This is a genomic window from Paraburkholderia xenovorans LB400, assembly GCF_000013645.1.
In the GTDB taxonomy this organism is placed as follows: Bacteria; Pseudomonadota; Gammaproteobacteria; order Burkholderiales; family Burkholderiaceae; genus Paraburkholderia; species Paraburkholderia xenovorans.
This window is the reverse complement of sequence record NC_007951.1, coordinates 3,650,238-3,673,372: the sequence shown is the minus strand read 5'-3', so window position 1 is coordinate 3,673,372 and position 23,135 is coordinate 3,650,238. Positions and strand designations below refer to the sequence as shown.

The 23,135-nt window shown below is 58.0% G+C and carries 26 protein-coding genes; 6 read left to right on the top strand and 20 right to left on the bottom strand.

The genetic code is table 11. The annotated features are described in order from the left end of the window. Window positions 1–3: 3 nt before the first annotated feature. Together lspA (BXE_RS16425) and BXE_RS16420 are read left to right on the top strand one after the other, a co-directional pair. Window positions 4–516 carry a signal peptidase II gene (lspA, locus tag BXE_RS16425; RefSeq protein WP_004863699.1) on the top strand — a complete coding sequence of 171 codons (513 nt, stop codon included), beginning with the start codon at window positions 4–6 and terminating at the stop codon, window positions 514–516. A 21-nt stretch (window positions 517–537) separates the two neighbouring features. Next, entirely contained in the window at window positions 538–1,827 is a 1,290-nt protein-coding gene (locus BXE_RS16420; RefSeq protein ID WP_004574636.1) for an ISL3-like element ISPpu12 family transposase, read from the top strand. Window positions 1,828–2,063: 236 nt separating this feature from the next. Here BXE_RS16420 and BXE_RS16415 read toward each other — a convergent pair whose 3' ends face one another. Both BXE_RS16415 and BXE_RS16410 read right to left on the bottom strand, forming a co-directional pair. After that, window positions 2,064–3,350: an aromatic ring-hydroxylating dioxygenase subunit alpha gene (locus BXE_RS16415; RefSeq protein ID WP_011255174.1), complete on the bottom strand. Its 1,287-nt coding sequence runs from the start codon at window positions 3,348–3,350 to the stop codon at window positions 2,064–2,066. Window positions 3,351–3,390: 40 nt separating this feature from the next. Next, window positions 3,391–3,921: an aromatic-ring-hydroxylating dioxygenase subunit beta gene (locus BXE_RS16410; RefSeq protein ID WP_011255173.1), complete on the bottom strand. Its 531-nt coding sequence runs from the start codon at window positions 3,919–3,921 to the stop codon at window positions 3,391–3,393. Between the two features lie 319 nt (window positions 3,922–4,240). Between BXE_RS16410 and BXE_RS16405 the strand changes: the two genes are divergently transcribed. Further along, window positions 4,241–4,567 carry a helix-turn-helix domain-containing protein gene (locus tag BXE_RS16405; protein ID WP_011489366.1) on the top strand — a complete coding sequence of 109 codons (327 nt, stop codon included), beginning with the start codon at window positions 4,241–4,243 and terminating at the stop codon, window positions 4,565–4,567. Here BXE_RS16405 and BXE_RS16400 read toward each other — a convergent pair. From BXE_RS16400 to cadR, 8 genes are all read right to left on the bottom strand, one after another. After that, the gene (locus BXE_RS16400) at window positions 4,529–4,942 is read right to left on the bottom strand and encodes an ABC transporter substrate-binding protein (RefSeq protein ID WP_041743877.1); all 414 of its coding nucleotides are present in this window, start codon (window positions 4,940–4,942) and stop codon (window positions 4,529–4,531) included. The two genes, BXE_RS16405 and BXE_RS16400, sit on opposite strands and share 39 nt — an antisense overlap. A gap of 22 nt (window positions 4,943–4,964) precedes the next feature. Then, window positions 4,965–5,909: a fumarylacetoacetate hydrolase family protein gene (locus BXE_RS16395; protein ID WP_011489364.1), complete on the bottom strand. Its 945-nt coding sequence runs from the start codon at window positions 5,907–5,909 to the stop codon at window positions 4,965–4,967. A 12-nt stretch (window positions 5,910–5,921) separates the two neighbouring features. Next, complete coding sequence (locus BXE_RS16390; protein WP_011255155.1) at window positions 5,922–6,302, bottom strand: YciI family protein; 381 nt, start codon at window positions 6,300–6,302, stop codon at window positions 5,922–5,924. 1 nt (window position 6,303) lies between these two features. Next, complete coding sequence (locus BXE_RS16385) at window positions 6,304–7,233, bottom strand: VOC family protein (RefSeq protein WP_011255156.1); 930 nt, start codon at window positions 7,231–7,233, stop codon at window positions 6,304–6,306. Window positions 7,234–7,245: 12 nt separating this feature from the next. Beyond that, the gene (locus BXE_RS44355) at window positions 7,246–7,560 is read right to left on the bottom strand and encodes an NIPSNAP family protein (RefSeq protein ID WP_011489363.1); all 315 of its coding nucleotides are present in this window, start codon (window positions 7,558–7,560) and stop codon (window positions 7,246–7,248) included. 14 nt (window positions 7,561–7,574) lie between these two features. Then, window positions 7,575–8,477 (bottom strand): NAD(P)-dependent oxidoreductase, encoded by a 903-nt coding sequence (locus BXE_RS16380; RefSeq protein ID WP_011489362.1) that lies wholly within the window; start codon window positions 8,475–8,477, stop codon window positions 7,575–7,577. A 236-nt stretch (window positions 8,478–8,713) separates the two neighbouring features. Beyond that, window positions 8,714–9,706 (bottom strand): ABC transporter substrate-binding protein, encoded by a 993-nt coding sequence (locus BXE_RS16375; RefSeq protein ID WP_011489361.1) that lies wholly within the window; start codon window positions 9,704–9,706, stop codon window positions 8,714–8,716. A gap of 291 nt (window positions 9,707–9,997) precedes the next feature. Further along, a complete protein-coding gene (gene cadR, locus BXE_RS16370; RefSeq protein ID WP_011487781.1) occupies window positions 9,998–10,405 on the bottom strand; it encodes a Cd(II)/Pb(II)-responsive transcriptional regulator in 408 nt (135 codons plus the stop codon). A gap of 95 nt (window positions 10,406–10,500) precedes the next feature. On the opposite strand from cadR, the gene BXE_RS16365 reads away from it, so the two are divergent. Next, window positions 10,501–11,397, top strand: coding sequence for a cation transporter (locus BXE_RS16365; RefSeq protein WP_004574643.1), 897 nt, complete (start codon window positions 10,501–10,503; stop codon window positions 11,395–11,397). Between the two features lie 3 nt (window positions 11,398–11,400). After that, a complete protein-coding gene (gene lspA / locus BXE_RS16360) occupies window positions 11,401–11,922 on the top strand; it encodes a signal peptidase II (RefSeq protein ID WP_011489360.1) in 522 nt (173 codons plus the stop codon). A 49-nt stretch (window positions 11,923–11,971) separates the two neighbouring features. Here the strand turns inward: lspA (BXE_RS16360) and BXE_RS16355 are convergent, their stop codons facing one another. From BXE_RS16355 to BXE_RS16340, 4 genes are all read right to left on the bottom strand, one after another. Continuing rightward, window positions 11,972–12,187 (bottom strand): hypothetical protein, encoded by a 216-nt coding sequence (locus BXE_RS16355; protein ID WP_007175954.1) that lies wholly within the window; start codon window positions 12,185–12,187, stop codon window positions 11,972–11,974. A gap of 1 nt (window position 12,188) precedes the next feature. Then, window positions 12,189–13,046, bottom strand: a complete 858-nt coding sequence (locus BXE_RS16350; RefSeq protein WP_007175955.1) for an ExeA family protein — start codon at window positions 13,044–13,046, stop codon at window positions 12,189–12,191. Further along, window positions 13,043–14,479, bottom strand: coding sequence for a DDE-type integrase/transposase/recombinase (locus BXE_RS16345; protein WP_007175956.1), 1,437 nt, complete (start codon window positions 14,477–14,479; stop codon window positions 13,043–13,045). Before BXE_RS16345 ends, BXE_RS16350 begins: the two co-directional genes overlap by 4 nt. Window positions 14,480–14,577: 98 nt before the next feature. Next, the gene (locus BXE_RS16340) at window positions 14,578–15,147 is read right to left on the bottom strand and encodes a hypothetical protein (RefSeq protein ID WP_007175957.1); all 570 of its coding nucleotides are present in this window, start codon (window positions 15,145–15,147) and stop codon (window positions 14,578–14,580) included. A 214-nt stretch (window positions 15,148–15,361) separates the two neighbouring features. On the opposite strand from BXE_RS16340, the gene BXE_RS16335 reads away from it, so the two are divergent. After that, the gene (locus BXE_RS16335) at window positions 15,362–16,651 is read left to right on the top strand and encodes an ISL3-like element ISPpu12 family transposase (protein WP_004574636.1); all 1,290 of its coding nucleotides are present in this window, start codon (window positions 15,362–15,364) and stop codon (window positions 16,649–16,651) included. A gap of 650 nt (window positions 16,652–17,301) precedes the next feature. Here the strand turns inward: BXE_RS16335 and BXE_RS16330 are convergent. From BXE_RS16330 to BXE_RS16305, 6 genes are all read right to left on the bottom strand, one after another. Next, a complete protein-coding gene (locus BXE_RS16330; protein ID WP_011489358.1) occupies window positions 17,302–18,285 on the bottom strand; it encodes an AraC family transcriptional regulator in 984 nt (327 codons plus the stop codon). Between the two features lie 115 nt (window positions 18,286–18,400). Continuing rightward, complete coding sequence (locus BXE_RS16325; RefSeq protein ID WP_011489357.1) at window positions 18,401–19,459, bottom strand: maleylacetate reductase; 1,059 nt, start codon at window positions 19,457–19,459, stop codon at window positions 18,401–18,403. Beyond that, a complete protein-coding gene (locus BXE_RS16320; RefSeq protein ID WP_021224467.1) occupies window positions 19,456–20,172 on the bottom strand; it encodes a dienelactone hydrolase family protein in 717 nt (238 codons plus the stop codon). The genes BXE_RS16325 and BXE_RS16320 overlap by 4 nt, the downstream gene beginning before the upstream one ends. Before the next feature lie 15 nt (window positions 20,173–20,187). After that, on the bottom strand, window positions 20,188–21,174 hold the full coding sequence (locus BXE_RS16315) for a Bug family tripartite tricarboxylate transporter substrate binding protein (RefSeq protein ID WP_011489355.1): 987 nt from the start codon (window positions 21,172–21,174) through the stop codon (window positions 20,188–20,190). Between the two features lie 26 nt (window positions 21,175–21,200). Continuing rightward, window positions 21,201–22,313: a muconate cycloisomerase family protein gene (locus BXE_RS16310; protein WP_011489354.1), complete on the bottom strand. Its 1,113-nt coding sequence runs from the start codon at window positions 22,311–22,313 to the stop codon at window positions 21,201–21,203. Next, complete coding sequence (locus tag BXE_RS16305; protein ID WP_011489353.1) at window positions 22,310–23,092, bottom strand: chlorocatechol 1,2-dioxygenase; 783 nt, start codon at window positions 23,090–23,092, stop codon at window positions 22,310–22,312. The genes BXE_RS16310 and BXE_RS16305 overlap by 4 nt, the downstream gene beginning before the upstream one ends. Between the last annotated feature and the right edge of the window lie 43 nt (window positions 23,093–23,135).

The window sequence follows — 23,135 nt, the reverse complement described above, 5'->3', positions numbered from 1 at the left end:
ATAATGCTCATTATTGGCAAAAAGCTCTCGCCGTATGCCCTATTGTCCATATCGGGCCTGCTGGCAGCGTCTGATCAGGCTGTAAAGTGGCTGGTGCAGCAATCAATGGCCTATGGCGAGTATGTTTCGGTGACCCCGTTCTTTAACTGGGTGCACCTATGGAACACCGGTGCCGCATTCAGTCTTTTTGCGAATGGTGGAGGCTGGCAGCGCTACTTTTTTATCGGAATCGCGGTAGTGGTCTCGATTTTTCTGATCAAGCTGATCCTTGAAAATCGTCATAAAGGAGAAGCCATCGCTTACAGTCTTATCCTCGGTGGCGCCATGGGCAACCTGATTGACCGGGTCTTTCGCGGCTATGTTGTGGATTCCTTTGATTTCTATTGGCGAGACTGGCATTGGCCGGCCTTCAACCTGGCTGATATTGCAATTGTCCTCGGTGCCTTACTTTTCGTTTCCAGCAGCTTGTTGGGTAAAAAAGCAAACACCAATGCCGAGCCGGATGGATCTGACTGACACCTACGCCTATACAACACCATGACCGAACTTCCCGACAACATCCTTCACCTGCCGCAATACCAAGTACTGGGCTGCAAATCAACCGACGACGAAATGCACTTCCAGGTGGACGTGCCCGATCCCATCGCCTGCGAGGAATGCGGCGTGCAGGGTGAGTTCGTACGGTTCGGCAAGCGTGACGTTCCCTATCGTGATCTGCCCATCCACGGCAAGCGGGTCACTCTCTGGGTGGTCCGCCGCCGATACACCTGCCGGGCCTGCAAGACAACATTCAGGCCCCAGCTACCGGAGATGGTGGACGGATTCCGTATGACACTGCGGCTGCATGAGTACGTGGAGAAGGAATCCTTCAACCACCCCTACACCTTTGTGGCGGCACAGACCGGCCTGGACGAGAAGACGGTGCGCGACATCTTCAACGCCCGCGCCGAGTTCCTGGGGCGCTGGCACCGCTTCGAGACGCCCCGCATCCTGGGCATTGACGAGCTATACCTGAACAAGCGCTACCGCTGCATTCTGACCAACATTGAGGAGCGAACCCTGCTCGACCTGCTGGCCACCCGCCGCCAGGACGTGGTGACCAACTACCTGATGAAGCTGAAAGACCGGCAGAAGGTCGAGATCGTCAGCATGGACATGTGGAACCCCTACCGGGCAGCGGTCAAGGCTGTGCTGCCCCAGGCCCGTATCGTGGTCGATAAGTTCCATGTGGTGCGCATGGCCAACGATGCCCTAGAGAGAGTGCGCAAGGGCCTCAGAAAGGAGCTGAAACCGTCCCAGAGCCGGACTCTCAAGGGAGACCGGAAAATCCTGCTGAAACGCGCTCACGAAGTCTCAGACCGGGAGCGCCTCATCATGGAGACCTGGACAGGCGCGTTCCCGCAACTGCTGGCCGCCTACGAGCACAAGGAGCGCTTCTACGGCATCTGGGACGCCACCACACGGCTCCAGGCAGAAGCCGCCCTGGACGAGTGGATAGCCACCATCCCGAAGGGCCAAAAGGAAGTCTGGAGCGATCTGGTCAGGGCAGTGGGAAACTGGCGCGAAGAGACCATGACCTACTTCGAGACGGACATGCCCGTCACCAACGCTTACACGGAGTCCATCAACCGACTGGCCAAGGACAAGAACCGTGAAGGGCGCGGTTACTCCTTCGAGGTGATGCGGGCACGAATGCTCTACACCACGAAGCACAAGAAGAAGGCACCGACTGCGAAGGTCTCTCCTTTCTACAAGAAAACCATCGGTTACGGACTGCCGGACTTCGCAGAGGAACTCAACTACGGAGTCGATCTATCAACCATCTGAGGGTGGTATCAGATTGATGGGGTGAAGGTGCCCCATCAACCATTAAATCCGTATACCCTTTTATCCCAGCCGCTTAACATTCGCAGCGTCTTGGACGATGCGTGCACGCTCCAGCCCGCCAGGCTGGCCATCAACAAGAGGCATAGTAGCTTCTTCTTCACCGGTCTCTCCTCCATCTACGTTATAGCGCGTTGCTTTGCTCTTGGTTTCTTCAACGCAACGCGCCGCGTTTTGCTCTAGGCGCCACTCGAGGCCGCTTGGCTCGGTTCAGGGATATGGAAGTCGGCATCCAGGCCCAGCGTCTGCTGGTAGTACTGCCAAAAGCCCTTGATCGGATTCTCTGTCGCGAAATAGTCCATGGAGCGCGTGTTCTGGTCGACCATGCCCATGAACGACGTACTGTCCTTGTCGTGACTGACCGAACGCTGAACGCGCTCCATGGCGTCGCCGTCCTCCAGGGAAACGTAACCGGAGGGGCCGATCAGATTGCCGTGGGTTATGCGCAGTTGTTCGAGCTCCTCGTCGTCGTCGACGAAGCCGAACTGCGTCCAGACCATCTCGAACTCGTCTTCTCCAATGGGGATGACGTGTCGGGTCGAGAGCGCGTTACCCAGTTGATGCACCACCAGGTTCGGGAAGATCGAAAGCACCACCAGATTGATGTTGTCGTCGAATTCCCGCTGGCTCTGCACGACCGAGCTGTCTCGCAGGGTGAACTCCGGGTTATAGGCGTGTTGAGCCTGGCTGGCATGCTCCGCGGCTTCCTCGTCGGTGTGGAGTTCGGTTGCCAGCAAGCAATGCCGCCCCGTCCTGTCGAGCTGTATCGACGCGGACTCACTGGTATTTCGCCAGAGCCCGAAGGTGTTCAGGAAAAGATGGAGCAGGCCGGCGTGGTAGGGGTCTCGCGAATTCTCGGCGGCCAGCTTCCAGTTGCTGTGGATGCGCTGGCGCTGAAAGCCGAGAAGCCTCAGGGGGCGCTTGCAGTTGCGCTTGATGATCTCTACCGCCACCGGCCCCAGGTATTCCTCCAGCGGTTCCACCTCATCGGAGAAGCTCGCGAAGACAATGCCGTTGAGGGTGGCAACGCGCAGCTTGGTCAGGCCGTGCCGGCTCTTGTCGAAGGGCTTGCACATGCCACCCTTGCCGCGCACGCCGCGCAGGAAGGGCACGCCGTTGAGCTCCCCCTTCAAGTTGTAGTCCCACTGGTGGTAAACGCACTGCAGGCTGCTGGCGTTGCCGTAGCGCTGCTCACACACCAGCGCGCCGCGGTGCGCGCAGCGGTTCTCCATGACATGGATGCTGCCGTCCTCCGCTCGGGTGACGATGACGGGCGACAACCCGATATGGGTGGCCTTGTAGTCGCCCGGCTCGGGGATCTCCGCCTCCAGGGCCACGTAGGCCCACACCTTTCCACGGAAAATCCGCTCGTTCTCCAGTTCCAGATACGCCTTGTCCGTGAAAACCTTGTAGGGCACACGGAGCGCTTGTTCCGCCGTCGCGGGCTGGGGCGATACGTTGGTCATTGGTTTTTCTCCTGTATCGAAACGCTTGTCCGCAACCCGCTCAGAGCGGGCGCACGAGGAGCGTGTCGATTAATTGCGTGTCGAAGATCACGCGTTTTTGTTTGAACTTCGGACCATCCTCCTCGAACACCAGGCGATCGACGTACTTGCCGGTGCTGTACACCCGGGCGATGCCGTCGCCGCGGGTCGCCATGACGACGTAATTGCTCTGCACCAGCGCCTCGTCGCCCTCCATGGCTTTCACGCGCACATTGCTGAGCACGTGTCGGTAGGCGTGTTGGGAGTAGATGTTGGCGTGCCGCAAGGAGACGATGCGGTCGATGAGCATGTTGCGGTTGCTGCAACCCATGGTAGGGGCCGGCAAGCCGCGCTCGACGTTCTCCCTGGAGATGATCTGGTAGCTGCCGTCTTCGGTGAACAGCTCTGGCAACTCTTCAAGGCGATCATCGTCGATGTATTCGACGTAGGCGTACAGCAACTGTTCCGCCTCGAACTGACGCCTCGCCCTGACCGCCCATGCCTGCTCGTCGGCCGGTGGCTGTATCGCCTTCAGCGGACTATCGGTGTTCATCAACTCTCCCTCCTCTTGACCCTCGCCGGCCGCGCCAGGCAGCGGCCCGGAACGTCTCGCGGTTGTACTGACCTGCTGGCGCGCGGCTCGAGAGCGTGCCCTGTTTGTTGCGGGCTTTGCTAAAATAGTAAATGCATCATGCATCATGCATAATGGACATGTCAAGCATAGTCCACCATCTCCACGGGCGCAATGTCGATAGAGCGAATATTTGTCGATTTATTTGCGTGGCCGTGTTTGCGAGGGCGCTACCGGGGGGTTTGCTAGACTCCGGGCCGGCAGCGTCCGGGAATGAAGAGAGCTAAAACGAGGAAGACGGGTGTCGAAGACAAGCGAAGATAATGCGCGCCAGTCGCAGGGTGTGCAGTCGGTGGAAATCGGGGCTCGCGTGCTGCGAGCCTATTTGCGGGCGGAAGCGCCCATGAGCGTCAAGGAGCTCGCGGACGAGGTGGACATGTCCACCAGCCGAACGCATCGTTACCTCGCGAGCCTCGTGCGTGCGGGCCTGATCGAGCGTGACGCGGCGAGCGGGCGCTACGATCTGGGGGAGTTGACCTTGCAGCTGGGTGTGGCGGCCTTGAATCGGCTCAACCCGGTCGCAGAGGCATCAAAGATTAGGTTTGCATTGCGCTCCGGCCGTCGGTGAAGGTCCTGAAATCGTACCGATAAACGGCACGTCTGTCGCCGCAATTTTTGCCTGCAATGCCATCAGCACATGCGTAAACGTCAAGCCCACGACAACATCGACTTTTTCGCGCTCAAGCAATCTAGTCGCACCCGTCAAGGCAGCGTCGGGTTTCATCTGATCGTCTTCAACGACCAGTTGTGCGTCCACGCCGCCCAACTTGCCCCCAAGTTGCTCTAATGCCAAACGAAAGCCATCCAACTGATCTCGTCCATTTGCAGCTGAAGGGCCCGATAACGTGCCCAGAAAGCCCACCTTGACCTCAGCGTGGGCGACCCCAAGCCCTGCCCCCAATATAGCCGTGCACAATACTGCCTTTTTGAACATTGCCTTCATTACTGTCTCCTTTATTGTCTGTCTAAACCAACGTAGTTTCGAGTTCACCCAAGCCCTCGATCTGAACTCGCATTACATCCCCAGGCTTGAGAAATACGCCTTTCTCCATACCCACTCCGGCAGGGGTCCCCGTCAGAATGACATCGCCAGGCAACAAATCCAGCCGTTGACTTAAATAGCTAATCTGATCAGCAACGGAATAGAGATGATTCGACGTGCTAGAGTTTTGTTTCAGCTCACCGTTCAGCCATAGTTTGATACTCAAGTCCTCAGGCGAGGTAACGAATTCAGCTGGAGTAAGGTATGGCCCCAGAGGGCAAGCGCCGCGAAAACACTTATGGCCAATCCAATCAAAACGAAAAGGGGAGCTAACATCTACCCCTTCACGCTTTAGATTGTCCCGAGCAGACAGATCATTGGCACATGTGTATCCGGCGACGTAACTCAGCGCCTCAGACACTGAGACGCGGGACGCCCGACGACCAATTACCACGGCCAACTCGGCCTCCCAATCCAACATTTTGGAATGGGCAGGAAACTCAACCCCTTCTTGATGCGCCGACAACACAGATTGGCCTGATTTAATAAAATGCCAAGGAGGAACCCCCTCTTTTTTAGGGTCAAGAACAAGCGTCATACCCATAGCCTGGGCCATTGCCTCGACATGGTCGCGATAATTTGCGCCAGCGGCATAAATAACACCACAACGAGTCAAAGGTGCCGAAAACCGCACTGCGCCATCCAAAACATGATCGGAAAACATATCTGCATCACAGGCGATTGCCTCGGCTAATGCACTCAGGCGCTCATGGGCCGAGCCCCAGTCTAACAATAAGTCGTCTACCATCGACCAACTTACATTGCCATGCAAAACCAGCCCTTGAAGGTCGTAATGCGTATCGAGAACCCTGATTCCTGGGCGCAACAAGCCCCCGGGTCCACAGTAAGTGAACACCTGATATTTCATTTGAGTACCGCCTTATCGTAGGATGTGTGCTTGGTCAGAGAAGCGCATGGTCACGGTCATCCCGCCCTCCATTAGTAGCCACTTCTTGATCTCGGGTATGTAAACCCCATTTTTAATGAAAGGGTCCTCGGACAAAATTTGATGAGCAGCCTCCAGGGTCGAGGCCCTGATAATTGACATCCCTCCCGCAGCCCCCGGCACACCGGCCTGCTCGGAAACAAAAGGCCCTGACGCGAATAGCTCTCCGCGTTTCTCAGCGCTAATTGCCCACTGCAGATGAGCCTCTAGAAGCCCTTGAAATTTTGACAAATCGGCCGGAGTACGAATAACCACATAAAACGACTTATTCAGCATCTGGGCCAACAGTCTTTGAGCGCCCTCGGAGACTTCCATATCAATCAGGCTCCTCGAAGTTAAGTACGAAATCATCAGGCGGGGGCATAGCAGCCCATACCGCAGTGATTTCCTCAGGTCCCACGTTCAAAGGAACCCAACCGCTGTCATCTTCGGGAATCACGTCAATATCCCAAAAGTACTCAACCAAACTTCCCCAAGGATCTCGAATGTAATGGAAGTAGTTCGACCCACCTATGTGACGCCCAAGGCCAAAACCGTCTTTGTATCCAGCGCGTAACAACGTCTGCGCGCCTATTTCTATCTGATCAAGATCCGAGACTTCGAAACTCATATGATGCAAGCCGGTATGCGAGCTTTTTGCGAATGCAATCATGTGATGATCTCCGCCAGCCGCCCCGCGCAAAAACGCCAAAATGTCGAACGCCCGATCAGACACCTTCATTCCCAATAGCTGGGTGTAGAAGTCAACTGACCTGTCAACGTCGGGACTGAACTTAATTAGATGGCCTAACCGTAAAGGCACTGCCTTTTTACTTCGGGTAGAGACGTCGCAAGCACGCTCACCAATGCGACGATAGCGCCCATGCGCATTAATTTCAGGGGGCAGCGGACTAACGCAAGGTGCCGGCTCGGCAACCCGAACATTAAGCCAGTCCCCGTGCGGGTCTTGAAACCAAACTCCGTCTAATCCAACATCAAACGGTGGGTTACTACTTAACGCGACTCCTGCCGCATTAAGGCGAGACATTAATGTCGCCATACCTGGACCGTTCGTGCCCAAAGAAACATAGGCCAACCTTTTTTTAGCGCCTTGAATTAATCGAATTTGGTCTTGGTCTCGCCCTGGGCAACGAAACACCAAATCGTTACCCACCGCCCGCGCTTCCAAGCCAAACAATTCATAGAACGCCCTCCCAACCTCTAAGTCGGGGACGAGAATACCAACATGCAAAAGTGAACGAATCATAAAAGACTACCTTTAGCTGACGGGTGAAAATGGTGCGGGAGTTAATAGCTCTGTCGATTGGCGCTCTATCATTGAGCCCGCTCTGCCGACAAAACTCTTCCATTGCGGATTGCCAGAAAGTATCGCCTTACGACGCGTACGATCCTCAAACGAATCAAAACCCCACAACTGAATCACACGGTTCAAATCGCCGGTCTCGGAAAAGTAATAACCCAACAGCCTTCCAAGCGCCCCTGCCTGGATAGCAAGGCCCTCTGCTTCATATAAACTCAGAAATGTCGAAACTGACCCTGGCTTCAACCAATATGTACGTTGTTCAACAAGCATGAATCCCTCCGTTCCTAAATTTTGTCGCCTTGAGACTCGGCCTCGAGCAACTTAATTACTGCAGCGATATCCTCGTTTTGTAAACCTTGTTCAATAGCACGCCTGAAATACGGAACCGCAGCAGCATATAAAGGCGCAGAACAACCCAGCTCTGACACGAGCTCTTGCCCAAGATCGAGATATTTTTCAAGGGTGATAAACGAACCTGGGGCCGGCTCGAACTTGCGGCTAGCCATAATTGGCGCACGCACGCTCATCATTGCGGATGCACCTGCCCCTACCGACAAAACCCGCGCCAGCAGGTCTGGCGAAAACCCTGCGCGAGTACCTAAGTTCATTGCCTCGGCCGCAGCCAACGTATTCACAGTAACTAAATAATTCGCAATCAACTTCATAGAGACCGCGGTTCCGAAGGCGCCCAAAAAGAAACGGTTATCAGTGATGGCTTGCAGCAAGGGCTCACACTTTTCATAAACCGAATCGGTACCGCCGACATAAAAGCACGCTTTGCGTGCTAAAACCAACGATGGTGAACCGCTCAGCTCCGCCTCAAGAATATTAGCCCCCGTTGCTTGAATTTTTTCAGCCTGCATCAATTTGAAGCTCTTACGATAGGTTCCAACTTCCACTACCGTTTTCCCATCTTTCAAAAGGGGCAAAATGCCGCCGACGCCCTCTAGGACAGCATTTGAAGCGGACTCATTCGGAAGACACAGAAAAATGAAGTCTGCCTGCTGTACCACCAGAGACGGGGTGTCGACCAGCTCGCCGCCGGCATCCACAAAAGCCTGCGCTTCGTTGCGATTTCTCCTATACCCAACGACTCGATAGCCCATATCGAGTAAATTGCTTGCAATTGCTGAGCCCAATTGTCCGATGCCAATGATGCCCACTACCCCGGATATTTCTTGTGCCATGTCTCCGACCTACTTTAATAGTCTTATTTTTTCATTTTATGCAGTCTTAACGCATCAAGCCATACGCAGACGTTGATTGTTAAGTATTAACAGGATTTATGCTTTAGAGTAACAAGAGGGCGTCAAATGCTTATAAGTTCGACAATGACCCAGCGTTAATCGCCGATACGCTGGGCCATCTCAATAAAGATACGTAACAATAGGTAGCTTAAATAATGCGAACCTGCAAAATCTAGCTACTGAGTCGCCAATTGATAAAAACGATTGTCGTAGTACTTGCTGGGATCAGTTAGCGTCTTTTGAGGTCGGCCCCACTTGCTACGTAAACTCAATACCTGAGCAACGCCGTCCATCTCAATCTGAGCCTTGCGCTGCATACCTGTCTCAGGGTCCAGCAATATCCGATAGGCGGTTTCAGCCGACTGCTTGTCAGCGTTACGCATGTTGGACTGATAAATCGTGATTGCCTCTTCTTTGTTGGCAGGGTCGTATAGCCACTCTACGCCATTTATATAAGCTCGAATGTAACCCACCAATTTCTCGCGATTATCCTCAGCCCAACTTAACCGAGTACCCGCAACTAAGCCTTGATAACTTCCAAGAGCTTGAGAGGCTGTCGCCAAAACGTTATAGCCATTAGCAAGTGGCTGGACCTCAAAAGGGGATATCAGCATAGTGCCCGCATGCTTCTTATCCATTAAGTCTTTGAAACGCTGCATTACACCGCCAGCTCTCTCCACTTGAAAATCGGGCTCTCTCAGCCCTGCCCGATCCAGCAGCTCAAAGAGTACAAGCGCATACCCTGTATTGCGAGCGTCAACGGATAACGTTCTCCCCTTCAAGTCTGAGACTGTTTTGACCTCAGGCACCGTAACAAGCTTAAGAAAACCGCGGTCAGCACCCATGACGGCCACAAGATCTGTCCCTACTTTGTCGACTTCACCTTGCCCCTCTCGATAAGCTATCAAGTTATCGATGGCAGTCATGGCGATATCATATTTCCCGTCAATTAAGTTACTGAGCTGGTACGAGGAACTGGGCGTTGGCGTAACGTTGACTGAAACGCCTTGCTGTTGGAAGTATCCCTTGTTTTGAGCCACCCAGATGGGCCAATTGAAGCCTCCGGGAAAGACAATAACCTCGAGTGCTTTTTCTGCTGAGGCAACCCCGCAAGAGAGCACTCCCCCGCTTAAAATAAGACCTGCCAACATCCGAGCGAAGCTGCGCATTTGTTGTCTCCTTAATTTGCGTTTTGATCTAAGTCATGCGATTTTGACTAATCGCGCAAATAGTATGACCAGCCGCAGAGTACGAACAAAGACGCCTAAGCTAATAGTTTCTTATAAAGGCGATTTATACGTTACCAGAATGAAATTCTATGTCCGCACAGAGGTAAGAGCGAATCACAAGGTGCGATTTCCCCTATTTTTAGGGGGTAAGCGGATTAAATGGTTGATCTTACCTTTGCATGAGAGTGAGACAGACCGGCATCTCATCGGATTATCTGGTTGATGCTTCACCTACTGCTGGTGCATGTTTCCTTCGCTAATTCCAGCAAGAACCCCACACGCCTCAACTTCCCGGTCATCGTTGCAACTCGCTCTCAGTGAAACGAGTTGTTTCTCAAGCGCTTGCAGAGCGGTTATCTGCGACCGCACATGAGAGATGTGATCATCGAGCAAGGCGTTGACGGCGGCACAAGGCTGATGAGGGTCGTCCTGATAGCTCTGTAGTTCGTGAATCTCAGCCAGTGACAGGCCCAGGATTCTGCAGCGACGGATGAAGGCCAGCCCCTCACCATGCTTCTCGGTATAGACACGGTAACCGTTGTCCTGCCGATCAGGCGGCGGCAACAAGCCCTGCTGTTCATAGAAGCGGATCGTCTGTGTTTCGACCCCTACCAACTGCGCCAACTGACCAATGCGCATCAGCCTCCTCCCCAACGGATTCTTTACTCTATTGACCTTATAGTAGCTTTATAGTTTTAAATGGTACCACAACATTGTTCAAGTGGAGTCGTATCATGAGCAAATCCTGTGGTGGCGCCTGTGGCGGTGATGCAACGTCCGCAGCGGATACCGATATACAGGCCTCCTCCGAGGCGCCAGGGAGATGGGTCAGTGTTTATGCCGTGCCGAAGATGGACTGTCCATCAGAAGAACGAATGATTCGCCTAGCCCTGAACGGCTTTGAGGAGATTCGGGCGCTGTCCTTCGACTTGTCGAACCGCCGGCTGAAGGTCGTGCATGACGGCGAGGTCGAGCCCGTCACCTCGAAACTGAAGACCTTGGGGCTAGGCGCCTCGCTTCAGGAAACCGTCGCTGCAAATCCGGAGACCATCAAGGCCGCCGAGTTTTCGGCAGCTTCTGCTAAGCAAGAATCCGGGACCCTGCGCTGGTTGCTCGGCATCAATGCACTTCTGTTCGTGGTGGAAATGACTGCCGGTCTGATCGCCCAGTCCACCGGCCTGATTGGAGAATCCCTGGACAATTTTGCCGATGCGGCGGTGTACGGGCTTGCCCTTTATGCGGTTGGACATAGCGTGAAAATGCAGGTACGTGCCGCGCATCTTGCTGGTGTACTGCAACTGATCTTGGCTGTGGGCGTGCTCGTAGAGGTGGTGAGACGCTTTGTATTCGGTAGTGAGCCTGAATCGCTGGTGATGATGGCTATCGCATTCGTCGCATTGATTGCCAATACCAGTTGTCTGCTGCTCATATCCAAACATCGGGAAGGCGGGGCGCACATGAAGGCAAGCTGGATATTCTCGGCCAACGACGTGGTGATCAACCTGGGGGTCATCACCGCCGGCGCCCTGGTCGCGTGGACCGGTTCCAATTATCCGGATCTGATTATCGGCACCATCGCGGGGGGCATTGTACTTAACGGTGCCAGACGCATTTTGGCGTTGAAGGGTTAAATAATGCTCATTATTGGCAAAAAGCTCTCGCCGTATGCCCTATTGTCCATATCGGGCCTGCTGGCAGCGTCTGATCAGGCTGTAAAGTGGCTGGTGCAGCAATCAATGGCCTATGGCGAGTATGTTTCGGTGACCCCGTTCTTTAACTGGGTGCACCTATGGAACACCGGTGCCGCATTCAGTCTTTTTGCGAATGGTGGAGGCTGGCAGCGCTACTTTTTTATCGGAATCGCGGTAGTGGTCTCGATTTTTCTGATCAAGCTGATCCTTGAAAATCGTCATAAAGGAGAAGCCATCGCTTACAGTCTTATCCTCGGTGGCGCCATGGGCAACCTGATTGACCGGGTCTTTCGCGGCTATGTTGTGGATTCCTTTGATTTCTATTGGCGAGACTGGCATTGGCCGGCCTTCAACCTGGCTGATATTGCAATTGTCCTCGGTGCCTTACTTTTCGTTTCCAGCAGCTTGTTGGGTAAAAATGAGCGTGAGCACGTAAATCGATGGGGCAATGAGCAACATAAATGATGTTCGAGGGACGAAGTAAAACGGGAGCGATGAAGCTCCCGTTGTCGTTTCAGAATGGCTCGTCGATGCTCTGGTGTGGCGGCTGTGTCGGACCGCGGTACCAGGGCTCGCGATAGCGGCGGATCTGGGTGGCGTAGGTGCGGCTGAACCACAGATAGAGGTCTTCGATGAAGAACTGCATCATGTAGGCTGCCTCGTCGGAGAGCTCGGGCAATGGCAGGCGCCGGGAGGCGTTGGGTTTGTGAGGTGATGCTTTACGGGACATGTCATCGGGCTCCGTTGGGTTGACGCGCTGGCGTGCGGCGCGAGGACTGTGTTGATGGTGCAAAGACCTCGAAGTACAGCTTCTCGTCGAGTTCGGACAGTTCGCGCTGCGCGGCGGTGGTGAGCAGTTCGTTGGCGAGCGTGGTGAGCACGCGGTAGTTGCCCAGCGCGTGTTCGCACAGCGTGTGGCGCAGCGGCGGCGTCATCAGTTGCGGGGCGCCGGCGCTGGCGAGCAGATGATCGAGGCAGGCCAGCAGGTCGTCGGCCGAAGCCTTCTCGGTCCCCAGGCGGGAACGGATACGGCTGCCCAGTGGCAGCAGTTCGTCGCGCCGCAGCTTGTCGGTCAGGCGCGTGTCGCCGGCGAGCACCACACACAGCAGGGGCTGCGAATCGAAGCGGGCGCTGGCCATGAGCCGCAGTTCGTTGAGCACGCCGGGACTCATTTCCTGCGCTTCGTCGATCAATAGGATTGGGCGCCGGCGCGTGCTTTGCAGGTGCGACATCCACCGGTCGCGCAGCGACCTGAAGCCGCCCCAGCGGTTGTGCGGCCGGAGTTCCAGACCGAAGATGTCGCCCATCTCGCGATAGAAGTCGGCGAGGTTGCTCTGCGGATGATTGATCGAGACGACTGTCAGATCGGTCAGTCGCTCGAGCTTCTCGGCCAGCACGCGCATAACCACGCTCTTGCCGGTACCCGGCTCGCCGTGGATCATCGCGAAGCCGCCTTCGCGCACGAGCGCGTTCTCGATGCGCCAGCAGAAGTTCTCGACGCGCGGCGGCACGTACAGTGCCTCGAGGGGAAGCTCCGGCGAGAACGGGTTCCACTTCAGGCCGTAGAGGGCTTGCAGACGCTGGCTCATGCCTCCTCCTGCCAACTGGCGGGAATCCAGGCTGGCGGCAACCCGGTTGCAGCGTGGTCGGCCAGCATCTGGCGTAGCAGCGGCGCGATGCCGGGCGCACTGGCCGGTGGCGGCTCGACATTGACGGCATCGAGTCGCCGACGCTGGCCATCAGCATTGGCGGCCTTGTCCAGCGGCCGCAGCGGGCACAGCACGGTGCCGCTATCGGCGTCAACGAGATCGACGCCGCTCAGGTCCCAGCGCGCGTAGCGCAGGTGCACGCGCTGCAGGTGCCGGTAGGCCGAGGGGATCTCGAAGCGCGTGCCGGCCAGACTCACGGTGCCATCCGAGCGCCGCTGGGCGCGCGTCACGTCGATACGGAATGCGGCGCGCAGCGCGTCACTCGACGGGCATTCGCGACCCACATCGGGGCCGGCCAGATAGCGTTTGAGCGGCGTGCCACCGATCTCGGAATGATGCGCGTGGTGGTACTCGCGCTCGATCCACGCGTGGGTGGCCTGATTGAGCAGTTCGAGCGTGAGATTGGGCTCGCCTTCGAGCATGGCCATCACGCGCCCTTCGATGCGGGCCCAGAACGTCTCCTGCTTCGCGTTCTGGTACGGCGAATATGGCAAGGTCGTCTGGTGCAGCACGCCGAGCGCGAGCAAGCCGGCGGTCGTCTCCTCGGCAAGCATTGCTGCGCCGTTGTCGGTCATCAGTGCGCGAGGCCGGCCACGACGCTGGAGCGCCTGGGTGAGCCCATGGATCAGACTACGTGCGGTCTCATCGAGAAACCATTGCGCGTGACAGACGACGCGCGAACGGTCATCGAGCACGCACAGCAGCATCGGCGTGATCCACTGGCCATCATGCGTGAGCAGCTTGCGCGAGCCGTGATGGAAATCGAGATGCCAGAGCGCGTTGACGTGTTCGACCTCGAAGCTGCGGACCTCGAGCTTCTCGAGGCGATCGCGTGCGAGCATCGCGCCGGTGCTGGTATGACGCGGCCTGCGTTCACGGTACAGGCCCTGCGCACGCAGATAACGACGCACCGTCGTGTACGACGGCAGGAACGCCTGGCCGAGCGTGACCTTGAGATTGTCGAAGTGCAACTGGCAGGTCCAGCCGGGATGTTCCCGGTACTGCGCGCGAATCGCCTGTACCGCCTGAGGCGACAGGCTTGCGCCGGCGCCGCTGGGGCGCTTGCGGTCGCGCAGGCTCGCAACCGGATCGTGGGCCGCCTTGCGGGCCCGGTAGAACCACCGCTCAACGGTGGAGCGGCCGAACTGGACATCGTCGCCAGTGACGGGATGACGCCAGCGTTTGGCGGCCAGCGCGGTGATGAGTTCGCGCACCTGCCCGGGGTCAGGCGGTGCTGCCAGCAAGGGGCCCACGACCGCAAAGCGCAGGCGCGCCCAACGATCCCGCAGGGGTAAATCGTGAAGTTCAGTCATGCTCTCTCCAGGGATGCGGCGCACCGCGCCGCGATTCGGGGGAGAGGCGAGACTACCGGCGCAGTCCGAGGGGGGCGAGCGACAAGTTCTGCGGGCGGTTACCGTCCCTCACGCAGGGTGCTCACGGCGCTGCCGCTGGTGAGCGGCGAGAGCCAGCGCAGCAGGCATGGCAATGGCTCGGCAGGCTGCGTGGTAGCGAAGCGCTCGAGCAGGCTTGCCGGCACCTGTGCGGTCTCGACGGGTGGCACGAACGCCGCCCGTCCGAGCGCCCAGAGCGGTGTACCGACAAACCCGGTCGTCCACCAGTGCCGCCATCGTGCGATCGTCGAGGGTGGCACGCCCAGCGCATCGAGCTGGCGCATTGCCGCGGCCGTACCGGCGCTCGCACGCGTGGCGCTGACGACAATCATGATTGCGGCGGTATAGACGCGCCGGCCGAGAAAGCGCACCGAGAATGGCGTGGTACGACGGCGACAGTCGGCGCAGCAGAAGCTGTAGCGGAACTCGCAGTGGCAGCGGGCTTCGTATGAAATTCCGCGCGGCTTGCGCGGGTAGCGGGCGCTATGGAGTACGCCACCGCAGCGACAACGCTGCGCGCGGGTCTGTTCGGCGTAGTCCTGATCGATACGTAACAGCAGGTGATAGAAGGTGGGATCGCGGGCACTCACGTGGCACACTCTGGAAGTCTCGGTTCTTGGCAGACACGAGACTCTCCCTTGGGCGTCGTTTGTGCAAGATACCTGAGGGAGACCCCCTCCGCTACATCACGCAAGCTGCTCAAAACGCCCCGAATTCCCATCGATTTACGTGCTCACGCTCAAAAAAGCAAACACCAATGCCGAGCCGGATGGATCTGACTGACACCTACGCCTATACAACACCATGACCGAACTTCCCGACAACATCCTTCACCTGCCGCAATACCAAGTACTGGGCTGCAAATCAACCGACGACGAAATGCACTTCCAGGTGGACGTGCCCGATCCCATCGCCTGCGAGGAATGCGGCGTGCAGGGTGAGTTCGTACGGTTCGGCAAGCGTGACGTTCCCTATCGTGATCTGCCCATCCACGGCAAGCGGGTCACTCTCTGGGTGGTCCGCCGCCGATACACCTGCCGGGCCTGCAAGACAACATTCAGGCCCCAGCTACCGGAGATGGTGGACGGATTCCGTATGACACTGCGGCTGCATGAGTACGTGGAGAAGGAATCCTTCAACCACCCCTACACCTTTGTGGCGGCACAGACCGGCCTGGACGAGAAGACGGTGCGCGACATCTTCAACGCCCGCGCCGAGTTCCTGGGGCGCTGGCACCGCTTCGAGACGCCCCGCATCCTGGGCATTGACGAGCTATACCTGAACAAGCGCTACCGCTGCATTCTGACCAACATTGAGGAGCGAACCCTGCTCGACCTGCTGGCCACCCGCCGCCAGGACGTGGTGACCAACTACCTGATGAAGCTGAAAGACCGGCAGAAGGTCGAGATCGTCAGCATGGACATGTGGAACCCCTACCGGGCAGCGGTCAAGGCTGTGCTGCCCCAGGCCCGTATCGTGGTCGATAAGTTCCATGTGGTGCGCATGGCCAACGATGCCCTAGAGAGAGTGCGCAAGGGCCTCAGAAAGGAGCTGAAACCGTCCCAGAGCCGGACTCTCAAGGGAGACCGGAAAATCCTGCTGAAACGCGCTCACGAAGTCTCAGACCGGGAGCGCCTCATCATGGAGACCTGGACAGGCGCGTTCCCGCAACTGCTGGCCGCCTACGAGCACAAGGAGCGCTTCTACGGCATCTGGGACGCCACCACACGGCTCCAGGCAGAAGCCGCCCTGGACGAGTGGATAGCCACCATCCCGAAGGGCCAAAAGGAAGTCTGGAGCGATCTGGTCAGGGCAGTGGGAAACTGGCGCGAAGAGACCATGACCTACTTCGAGACGGACATGCCCGTCACCAACGCTTACACGGAGTCCATCAACCGACTGGCCAAGGACAAGAACCGTGAAGGGCGCGGTTACTCCTTCGAGGTGATGCGGGCACGAATGCTCTACACCACGAAGCACAAGAAGAAGGCACCGACTGCGAAGGTCTCTCCTTTCTACAAGAAAACCATCGGTTACGGACTGCCGGACTTCGCAGAGGAACTCAACTACGGAGTCGATCTATCAACCATCTGAGGGTGGTATCAGATTGATGGGGTGAAGGTGCCCCATCAACCATTAAATCCGTATACCCCTTAATTGTTGAATTGATCGGCTGGGCGATTCCGTACCTTGGAGCGGCGCCAAGAAGGCCGTATCAGACGGATGTCAGCGATGAAGAGTGGAGCTTTGCTGCGCCGTACCTTGCTTGCCTTCATGGCCGAGGACGCTCCGCACCGCGATCCATTGCCTTAACGAACTGAGGGCTTGGCACTCCGGGGCGTCCACACACGCTCTCAGGCTGGTACTGCTACGGTGCTGTCTTGGCTGCCTCCGCCGCCTGCGTAAGCATGGGGCATAGACCAAGGGCAGGATCAGGATCACCACGTCTGCGGCACCGAGATAAGCGATGAAGCGATGGATGGGGGAATCCGGTTCGCTAACACCAGGCAAGACGCCACAGCCCATCCGTCAGGCAACATTGACTCCAGTTGCCGTTACGCGGGTCAGCAAGGATTTGAGCCGGTCTGGAAGGACGGTGCCAAGGCCTCGAACGGTTCGGCCCCGCAACAGCGGCAGCCCATCCTGCAGATCCTGCAGCGCGCAAACCAGTCGTGCTCGCGAGAGACATACCGGCCGTCGCCACGCCGTAGCGCTCGGCATGCACTGACGCTGCGATATCGCAGTCAGGAGAGAGCGCAACACCGGCGCTGCGCCGTCTGGTGCGGTGACTCTCCGAAGCGTTGCCGGTAGTAGGCGGCGAATCGGCCGAGGTGGCCGAATCCGTAGAACAGGGCTGTCTCGGTGATGTTGGCACTCGGGTGCTCGGATAGCCACGCATGGACAGCATCCAGGCGCATGTCTCGTAGCAACTCCATGGGGCTCATCTGCCGGTGACGTTGACAGGTCTGCTGCAGGACCCGGGCGCTGACGCCGGCCGCACCTGATAGGTCTGCCAGTCCGATAGGCGCCCCAAGGCGCTCACGCATATAGTCTTCCATGGCCTGAAGCCGGGCGATGGGGTCGCGCGCAACGAAGTTCCGATCGCTCGACTCGCGCGGCAAACTACAGGAACTGGCCGCGCGCAGCAGCGAAGCCAAGCCCTGCTCGATATGCTCCACCCACGCGGCGGGCTCTCCCGCGCAGGTCGGTGCGGACGACGCGCCCAGCAACACCTGGACCAGCAGCAGCCACTGCGTATCCAGCCCTGCTGGCAAAGTCGCAAGTGGTGCCATCGGTGCGATACCACCCGCCTCGATCATGTCGCGCGGAATTTTCAGGATGAGTTGCTCACACCCCGCCTCCCAGCGCATGCGCCAATTTCGCCGTGGGGCCATCCAGCCGGTGCGCCCTTGGGGCAATACCATATGCTGGCCGTCAACGCTCAATTCTGCGGCGCCTCTGATCGAATGATGCACCACGATGAACTCCTCGCTCGGTCTTGGTGCAATTTCGACCTCTGCACCATAGCGAAAGGAGAACAGGGTTAGGCGCCGCGCGCGTGCCTTGTACAAAGCCGCATCGACGTTGCCCGAACGCCATGTCAGGCTATGGTCGGCCAACTCTCGCGCTGCCGCGTCATGCATGCGCACGGCCTGATGGGACTGGAATACACGTTGTCGGTAAAGGGCGTCGAAATTCCTCGGAGGAGAGTAGGACAGATGCGCCATCGCAACCTCGTGGTGGTGGTGGTGTTGTTGTGTTCACTCCGCCCGGCTGTGCGGCTGGAGTGGCCAACGCCTGGGGCGTCAACTTGTATCAAAAGAAAATTCCATGCCAACCTCCTCAAGCGGAAGGCGGGCGTCCGTGGTACGCATCGCGCAGCAATGCAAGCAATGCGTCTCGATCCAGTTCCCGCGGATTGGGATAGCGGTCCTGCAATGCCAGGTCGCCAACATGCTCAATATCCTCCTCGCGCATTCCGAGATCGCGCAAGGCCACGGGTGCGCCATTGTCGCGAGCCAATTCGTACAAGGCCGTGGGTGGATCGTCATGCCCCAGGGCAATGCGCAGCACACGCATTGCGTCTGGCACCGCGCGCGCGTTATAGGCCAGCGCGTGGGGCAGCACGACCGTATGGGTCTGGGCATGAGGGAGATCGAGCGTTCCTCCCAGCGTGTGGCACAGCTTGTGGTGCAATGCCATACTGACGTTGCCAAGCACGCTCGCGCAGAGCCAAGCGCCATAAAGCGCGTCGCCGCGAGCCTGAAGATCTCTTGGTGATTGATACATTCTGGAAATCGCGCGTACCGTCGCTGCGATTCCTTCCTGGGCCATGATGGTAAGCAGCGGCGTGGCATCTGGCGCATACAGGCCTTCAACTGCATGGGCTATTGCATTGATCGCGCTGGTCACGCTGATGCTAAGGGGTAGCTCTAGGGTCAGCCGGGGCTCGTAGATAACTGCACGGGGCATGACACGCGCGTCGCGGCCGGTTTTCTTGACGCCACCCTCTGTGATACCGAAGATGGACGTCATCTCGCTACCTGCATATGTCGTGGGCACAGCGACGATGGGCAACTCTGTACGGAGCGCCACGATCTTAGCGAGTCCGATAGTAGATCCCCCACCAATCGCAATGACGCCATTAGCCTCACTCGTGCGCGCAATCTTGCAGGCCTCCTCAGCCACCAAAGCGGGTACATGCATGGTCGCACCATCGTAGAAGGCTGCCACGTGGCCGATGACCGGCTCGGCTACTTGCCGTCCCAGGGGCGCCTGCTCAGGCGTGGTCAACACGAGCGCCCGGTCAATGCCGAGACGTTCCAGTTCCTGCGGCAATCGGGCGAGGCTGTCGGGTCCAAAAATCACCCGCGGGGAACGATAGTCGTGAATGAAATTCATGGCTTCTTGCTCTGCAAGGGCGCCAGGAAATCCAGTGTACGTTCGTTGGCCAACGCCGCGGCACTCGCCACATAGCCCGAACTGCTCGTCCTGGCGAACGAGTGTCCGGCCTCTTCGTACCAGTGCACTTGCAGCAATGGATTGGCACCGAAGCCTTCAGTAATCAGCTGGCGGCTTGGCGCGGGCACGAAGTGGTCTTGGCCGCCCATGTGAAACAACGCCGGATGCTTGACTTCCGGGACCTTGTTGAGCTGCTTCTCCAGTCCAACACCGTAGTAGCCTACGGCGCGATCCACGTATCCTTTGGCGGCCACTAGAAAGGCAAGCGCACCGCCCAGGCAATACCCCACCAATCCCACCTTGCCGTTGCTGTAGGGTTGGTGTCGCGCATAGCGGATAGCAGCCTCCAGATCGCCCACGCCGGCCTCCATGTCGAAGGCCTGCCAGAGCTTGTAGGCTTGCTCTCTCTGCGCCTCATCCTGCGGATCGAGTGCTGTACCTGGCGCCTGGCGCGCGTACAGATCAGGGCAAACTGCCGCATACCCCTGGTCGACCAGCCATGACACCGTTTCTCGCATGAACGCGTTCACACCAAATATTTCTTGAGCGATCACAATCACGGGAGCGGGCGCTTTGGCCGGCGAGCCCACGAGCGCGCCGAATGTATGCCCGTCATACGATTGAATCGATATCCCTTCAGTCAACATCTTCATCTCTCCGATTACAGTTCATTGGGTGTTGAGTCGATGGTGGACGATCAACTGGCCCCATCGGTCGATCTCGTTGTCCCATAAGACGCCCAGAGCTTGCGATGTTCCCCCCTGCGCTGAAGCGCCGATATCCGCCAGCGCCTTTTGTACCTCCGGGGTCTTCAGTGCTTCATTCATTGCTGTGTTGAGCACCTTGACGATGTCCGGCGAGGTACGTGACGGCACAAATAAGCCAAACCATGTCAGGACCTCGAACTTCGGAAGGTCGGCTGCTTGCGCCAGGGGAGGAATCCCAGGCAATGAGGGCGCGGGTTGCAAGCTGGTGACACCCAGCGCACGCACCCGTCCAGATTTGATAAACGACTGCTGTGCGGTGATCGAATCGACCATCATGGAGACTCGCCCCGCGATCAGGTCGGCGGCAGCTGGCGTGCTCCCTTTGTAGGGCACGTGGAGCAGGTCATCAACCCCGGCCTGAGCGGCCAGCAGAGCGGCCGCCAGATGGATCGACGTCCCCATGCCTGCAGAGGCGAATGACACCTTACCGGGGTTGGCCTTTGCGTACGCTAGTAGGCTCCTGGCATCCTTGTATGGGGAATCAGCCGGCACCACTAGAACGCTGGGGATAGTTGCCAACAGCGCCACGGGGGCAAATGCTTTCCGAGCATCGTAGGCGACGTTCGGATAAAACCACTTGTCCACTGCCAGCCCTGTCGAGTTCACCAGCAGCGTATAACCGTCAGCCGGGGAGCGCGCGACCTCCGCGCTGCCGATGATCCCGCCCGAGCCCGGACGATTCTCCACTGTCACCGGCTGCCCCAGCGTTTGCGACACGCGCTGGGCCAAGACACGAGAAACCATGTCGATTGCACCGCCCGGCGGGAATGGAACGATCCATCGAATGGGCTTGCTCGGGTAGTCTGCAGCACTCGCCGTTACTGCCAGCAAGCTCAAGCCTACGCAGCCTAGCCAGACGACCAAACGAATTGATAAACGAGACAACATGGTGATTTTCCCCTAACTGACTTCAATCAACCCGCGCGGGTGAAGTGGCGCAGCTTGTCCGGATCGATATCAACACCCAACCCAGGACCCGAGGGCAACCGAATCTCGAAGTCCTTGATCTCGAGTTGGGTCTGCGTAAGCGTGTCGGCTAACACCCAGGGCCCTAGCAGTTCACATCCGAAGGGCATCGTCGGCAATGTGGCATACACATGGAGAGCAGCAGCGGTGCCGATTGATGAATCCAACATGGTGCCCCCATAGGACGCAATGCCCGAGGCTTCCGCGATCGCAGCGACCTTGAGGGTATTTGCCACCCCGCCCATGTTGCACAGCTTCAGCGAGAAGGCGTCGACGCAATGATGGCGCGCCAGTTCGAAGGCGGACGCCAGCGAGCTCAGGCTTTCATCGGCCAGGATGGCCACCCCGTTGTCGGCCGACAGGCGCCGAAGCGCATCGAAGTTGCTGCGTGCCACCGGCTGTTCGACCAGTTCGACACCGGCCGCCTCCAGGCGCGGAATCCACACCGATGCCGTGTTCTCATCCCAGGCCTGGTTGATATCGACCCGCACCGCAGCACGGTCACCGACGCGCTCGATAATCTTCTCGATATGGCGCAAATCATCTGCCGGGGAGCGCACGCCAAGCTTGATCTTGAACCGGTTGTGCCGGCGCCGCTCGATCATTTCCTCGGCGATTGCGATGTCCCGCTGCGTGTCGCCGCTCGCCAGGGTCCAGGCAATGGGGATGCCCTGCTGGATCGCGCCGCCGATCAAATCGCTCAGCGGCAGGTTCAGAGAGCGTGCCTTCAGATCATGCAGCGCAACGTCGATGGCCGCCTTGGCCGAATAGTTTCCGGTTACGGCGCGCTCCATTAAGTGCTGGAGCTCTCGCAGATTTGTCGCGTCCTTGCCGATCAGGAGCGGCGCCAAGTACGTTTCGATGATGACCTTGATGGTTTCAGCGCATTCGGAACTCCAAGTCGGCCCACCTACGCTGCTGCCCTCGCCGATGCCGACAAGCCCGCCCGCACGGATCTGCACGATCGCATAGCTCTGCTTCTGCACCGTGGTAAACGACATCTGGATGGGACGCGAAGCTGGGACGTCCACCAGCGTCACATCGATCGCTTCGATCTTCATGCCACTGTCTCCGTAGCCGACTTGCGTTGCTCGGCCTGCTCACGCTCGATTACGAAGTCCAGGGTCATGACCCGCACCCCGTCCTCGATCGTCTCGGGCGTAATCAGGTCGGGGGTGACGCCGTGACAGCAGTCATCGTCCACCCATTTGCCCCCTTCGAAGTAGTATTGCGTGGTCAACGGTTCGAAACCGTCCTTGCGCACCTTGAAGTGCACGTGCGCCGGACGCCAGGTATGGCTGCCCAGGTGGCCCAGCAGACGCCCAGTCGGCCCCTCGTAGGGGATCTGGTATGGCACTGGCATCGTGGTGCGCACGCGATAGTTGCCCTGGGAATCCGTCACGAGTTTTCCGCGGTAGTAGTCCACGGGGATGTTGTCGTGGATCCCGCTGTACAAGCCATCAGGCGTCGAGTGCCACACGTCGATGACAGCGCCAGCGAGCAACTCGCCCGTGTCCGAGCGCACCGTACCGCGAATGATCAGCGGTTTGTGGTCGTCGGTATCGTAGGTCTTGAGGACGCCTTCAACTACAGGAGCACCTTCCAGGAAGTACGGCCCCTGGATCGCAGGCGCAGAGGTCCGCGAGCGCTGCGCCTTGCCTTCGATGATGGTGCTGTTCAGGAAAACGTCCAGAAGCAGCGCGGTTTCCCGCGTCTGTGCGACCTCGGTGAGATAGTCGACACCCGCGCGGTATTCGGCTTCCGTGACGCGCTTGTCCAGCAAAATTTTGCGTACTGCCTCGACGATCGCGCCTGCGACCTCGGCAACTCGTTTATCCATGACTCGTCTCCTTTCAAGATCTCATGGTTGAAACACCGATGAG

Excerpts from the sequence above, each read along its gene's own strand:
- lspA (WP_004863699.1), top strand. The coding sequence starts at position 4 with ATGCTCATTATTGGCAAAAAGCTCTCGCCGTATGCCCTATTGTCCATA.
- BXE_RS16420 (WP_004574636.1), top strand. The coding sequence starts at position 538 with ATGACCGAACTTCCCGACAACATCCTTCACCTGCCGCAATACCAAGTA.
- BXE_RS16415 (WP_011255174.1), bottom strand. The coding sequence starts at position 3,350 with ATGACCAACGTATCGCCCCAGCCCGCGACGGCGGAACAAGCGCTCCGT.
- BXE_RS16410 (WP_011255173.1), bottom strand. The coding sequence starts at position 3,921 with ATGAACACCGATAGTCCGCTGAAGGCGATACAGCCACCGGCCGACGAG.
- BXE_RS16400 (WP_041743877.1), bottom strand. The coding sequence starts at position 4,942 with ATGAAGGCAATGTTCAAAAAGGCAGTATTGTGCACGGCTATATTGGGG.
- BXE_RS16395 (WP_011489364.1), bottom strand. The coding sequence starts at position 5,909 with ATGAAATATCAGGTGTTCACTTACTGTGGACCCGGGGGCTTGTTGCGC.
- BXE_RS16390 (WP_011255155.1), bottom strand. The coding sequence starts at position 6,302 with ATGGAAGTCTCCGAGGGCGCTCAAAGACTGTTGGCCCAGATGCTGAAT.
- BXE_RS16385 (WP_011255156.1), bottom strand. The coding sequence starts at position 7,233 with ATGATTCGTTCACTTTTGCATGTTGGTATTCTCGTCCCCGACTTAGAG.
- BXE_RS44355 (WP_011489363.1), bottom strand. The coding sequence starts at position 7,560 with ATGCTTGTTGAACAACGTACATATTGGTTGAAGCCAGGGTCAGTTTCG.
- BXE_RS16380 (WP_011489362.1), bottom strand. The coding sequence starts at position 8,477 with ATGGCACAAGAAATATCCGGGGTAGTGGGCATCATTGGCATCGGACAA.
- BXE_RS16375 (WP_011489361.1), bottom strand. The coding sequence starts at position 9,706 with ATGCGCAGCTTCGCTCGGATGTTGGCAGGTCTTATTTTAAGCGGGGGA.
- cadR (WP_011487781.1), bottom strand. The coding sequence starts at position 10,405 with ATGCGCATTGGTCAGTTGGCGCAGTTGGTAGGGGTCGAAACACAGACG.
- BXE_RS16365 (WP_004574643.1), top strand. The coding sequence starts at position 10,501 with ATGAGCAAATCCTGTGGTGGCGCCTGTGGCGGTGATGCAACGTCCGCA.
- lspA (WP_011489360.1), top strand. The coding sequence starts at position 11,401 with ATGCTCATTATTGGCAAAAAGCTCTCGCCGTATGCCCTATTGTCCATA.
- BXE_RS16355 (WP_007175954.1), bottom strand. The coding sequence starts at position 12,187 with ATGTCCCGTAAAGCATCACCTCACAAACCCAACGCCTCCCGGCGCCTG.
- BXE_RS16350 (WP_007175955.1), bottom strand. The coding sequence starts at position 13,046 with ATGAGCCAGCGTCTGCAAGCCCTCTACGGCCTGAAGTGGAACCCGTTC.
- BXE_RS16345 (WP_007175956.1), bottom strand. The coding sequence starts at position 14,479 with ATGACTGAACTTCACGATTTACCCCTGCGGGATCGTTGGGCGCGCCTG.
- BXE_RS16335 (WP_004574636.1), top strand. The coding sequence starts at position 15,362 with ATGACCGAACTTCCCGACAACATCCTTCACCTGCCGCAATACCAAGTA.
- BXE_RS16330 (WP_011489358.1), bottom strand. The coding sequence starts at position 18,285 with ATGGCGCATCTGTCCTACTCTCCTCCGAGGAATTTCGACGCCCTTTAC.
- BXE_RS16325 (WP_011489357.1), bottom strand. The coding sequence starts at position 19,459 with ATGAATTTCATTCACGACTATCGTTCCCCGCGGGTGATTTTTGGACCC.
- BXE_RS16320 (WP_021224467.1), bottom strand. The coding sequence starts at position 20,172 with ATGAAGATGTTGACTGAAGGGATATCGATTCAATCGTATGACGGGCAT.
- BXE_RS16315 (WP_011489355.1), bottom strand. The coding sequence starts at position 21,174 with ATGTTGTCTCGTTTATCAATTCGTTTGGTCGTCTGGCTAGGCTGCGTA.
- BXE_RS16310 (WP_011489354.1), bottom strand. The coding sequence starts at position 22,313 with ATGAAGATCGAAGCGATCGATGTGACGCTGGTGGACGTCCCAGCTTCG.
- BXE_RS16305 (WP_011489353.1), bottom strand. The coding sequence starts at position 23,092 with ATGGATAAACGAGTTGCCGAGGTCGCAGGCGCGATCGTCGAGGCAGTA.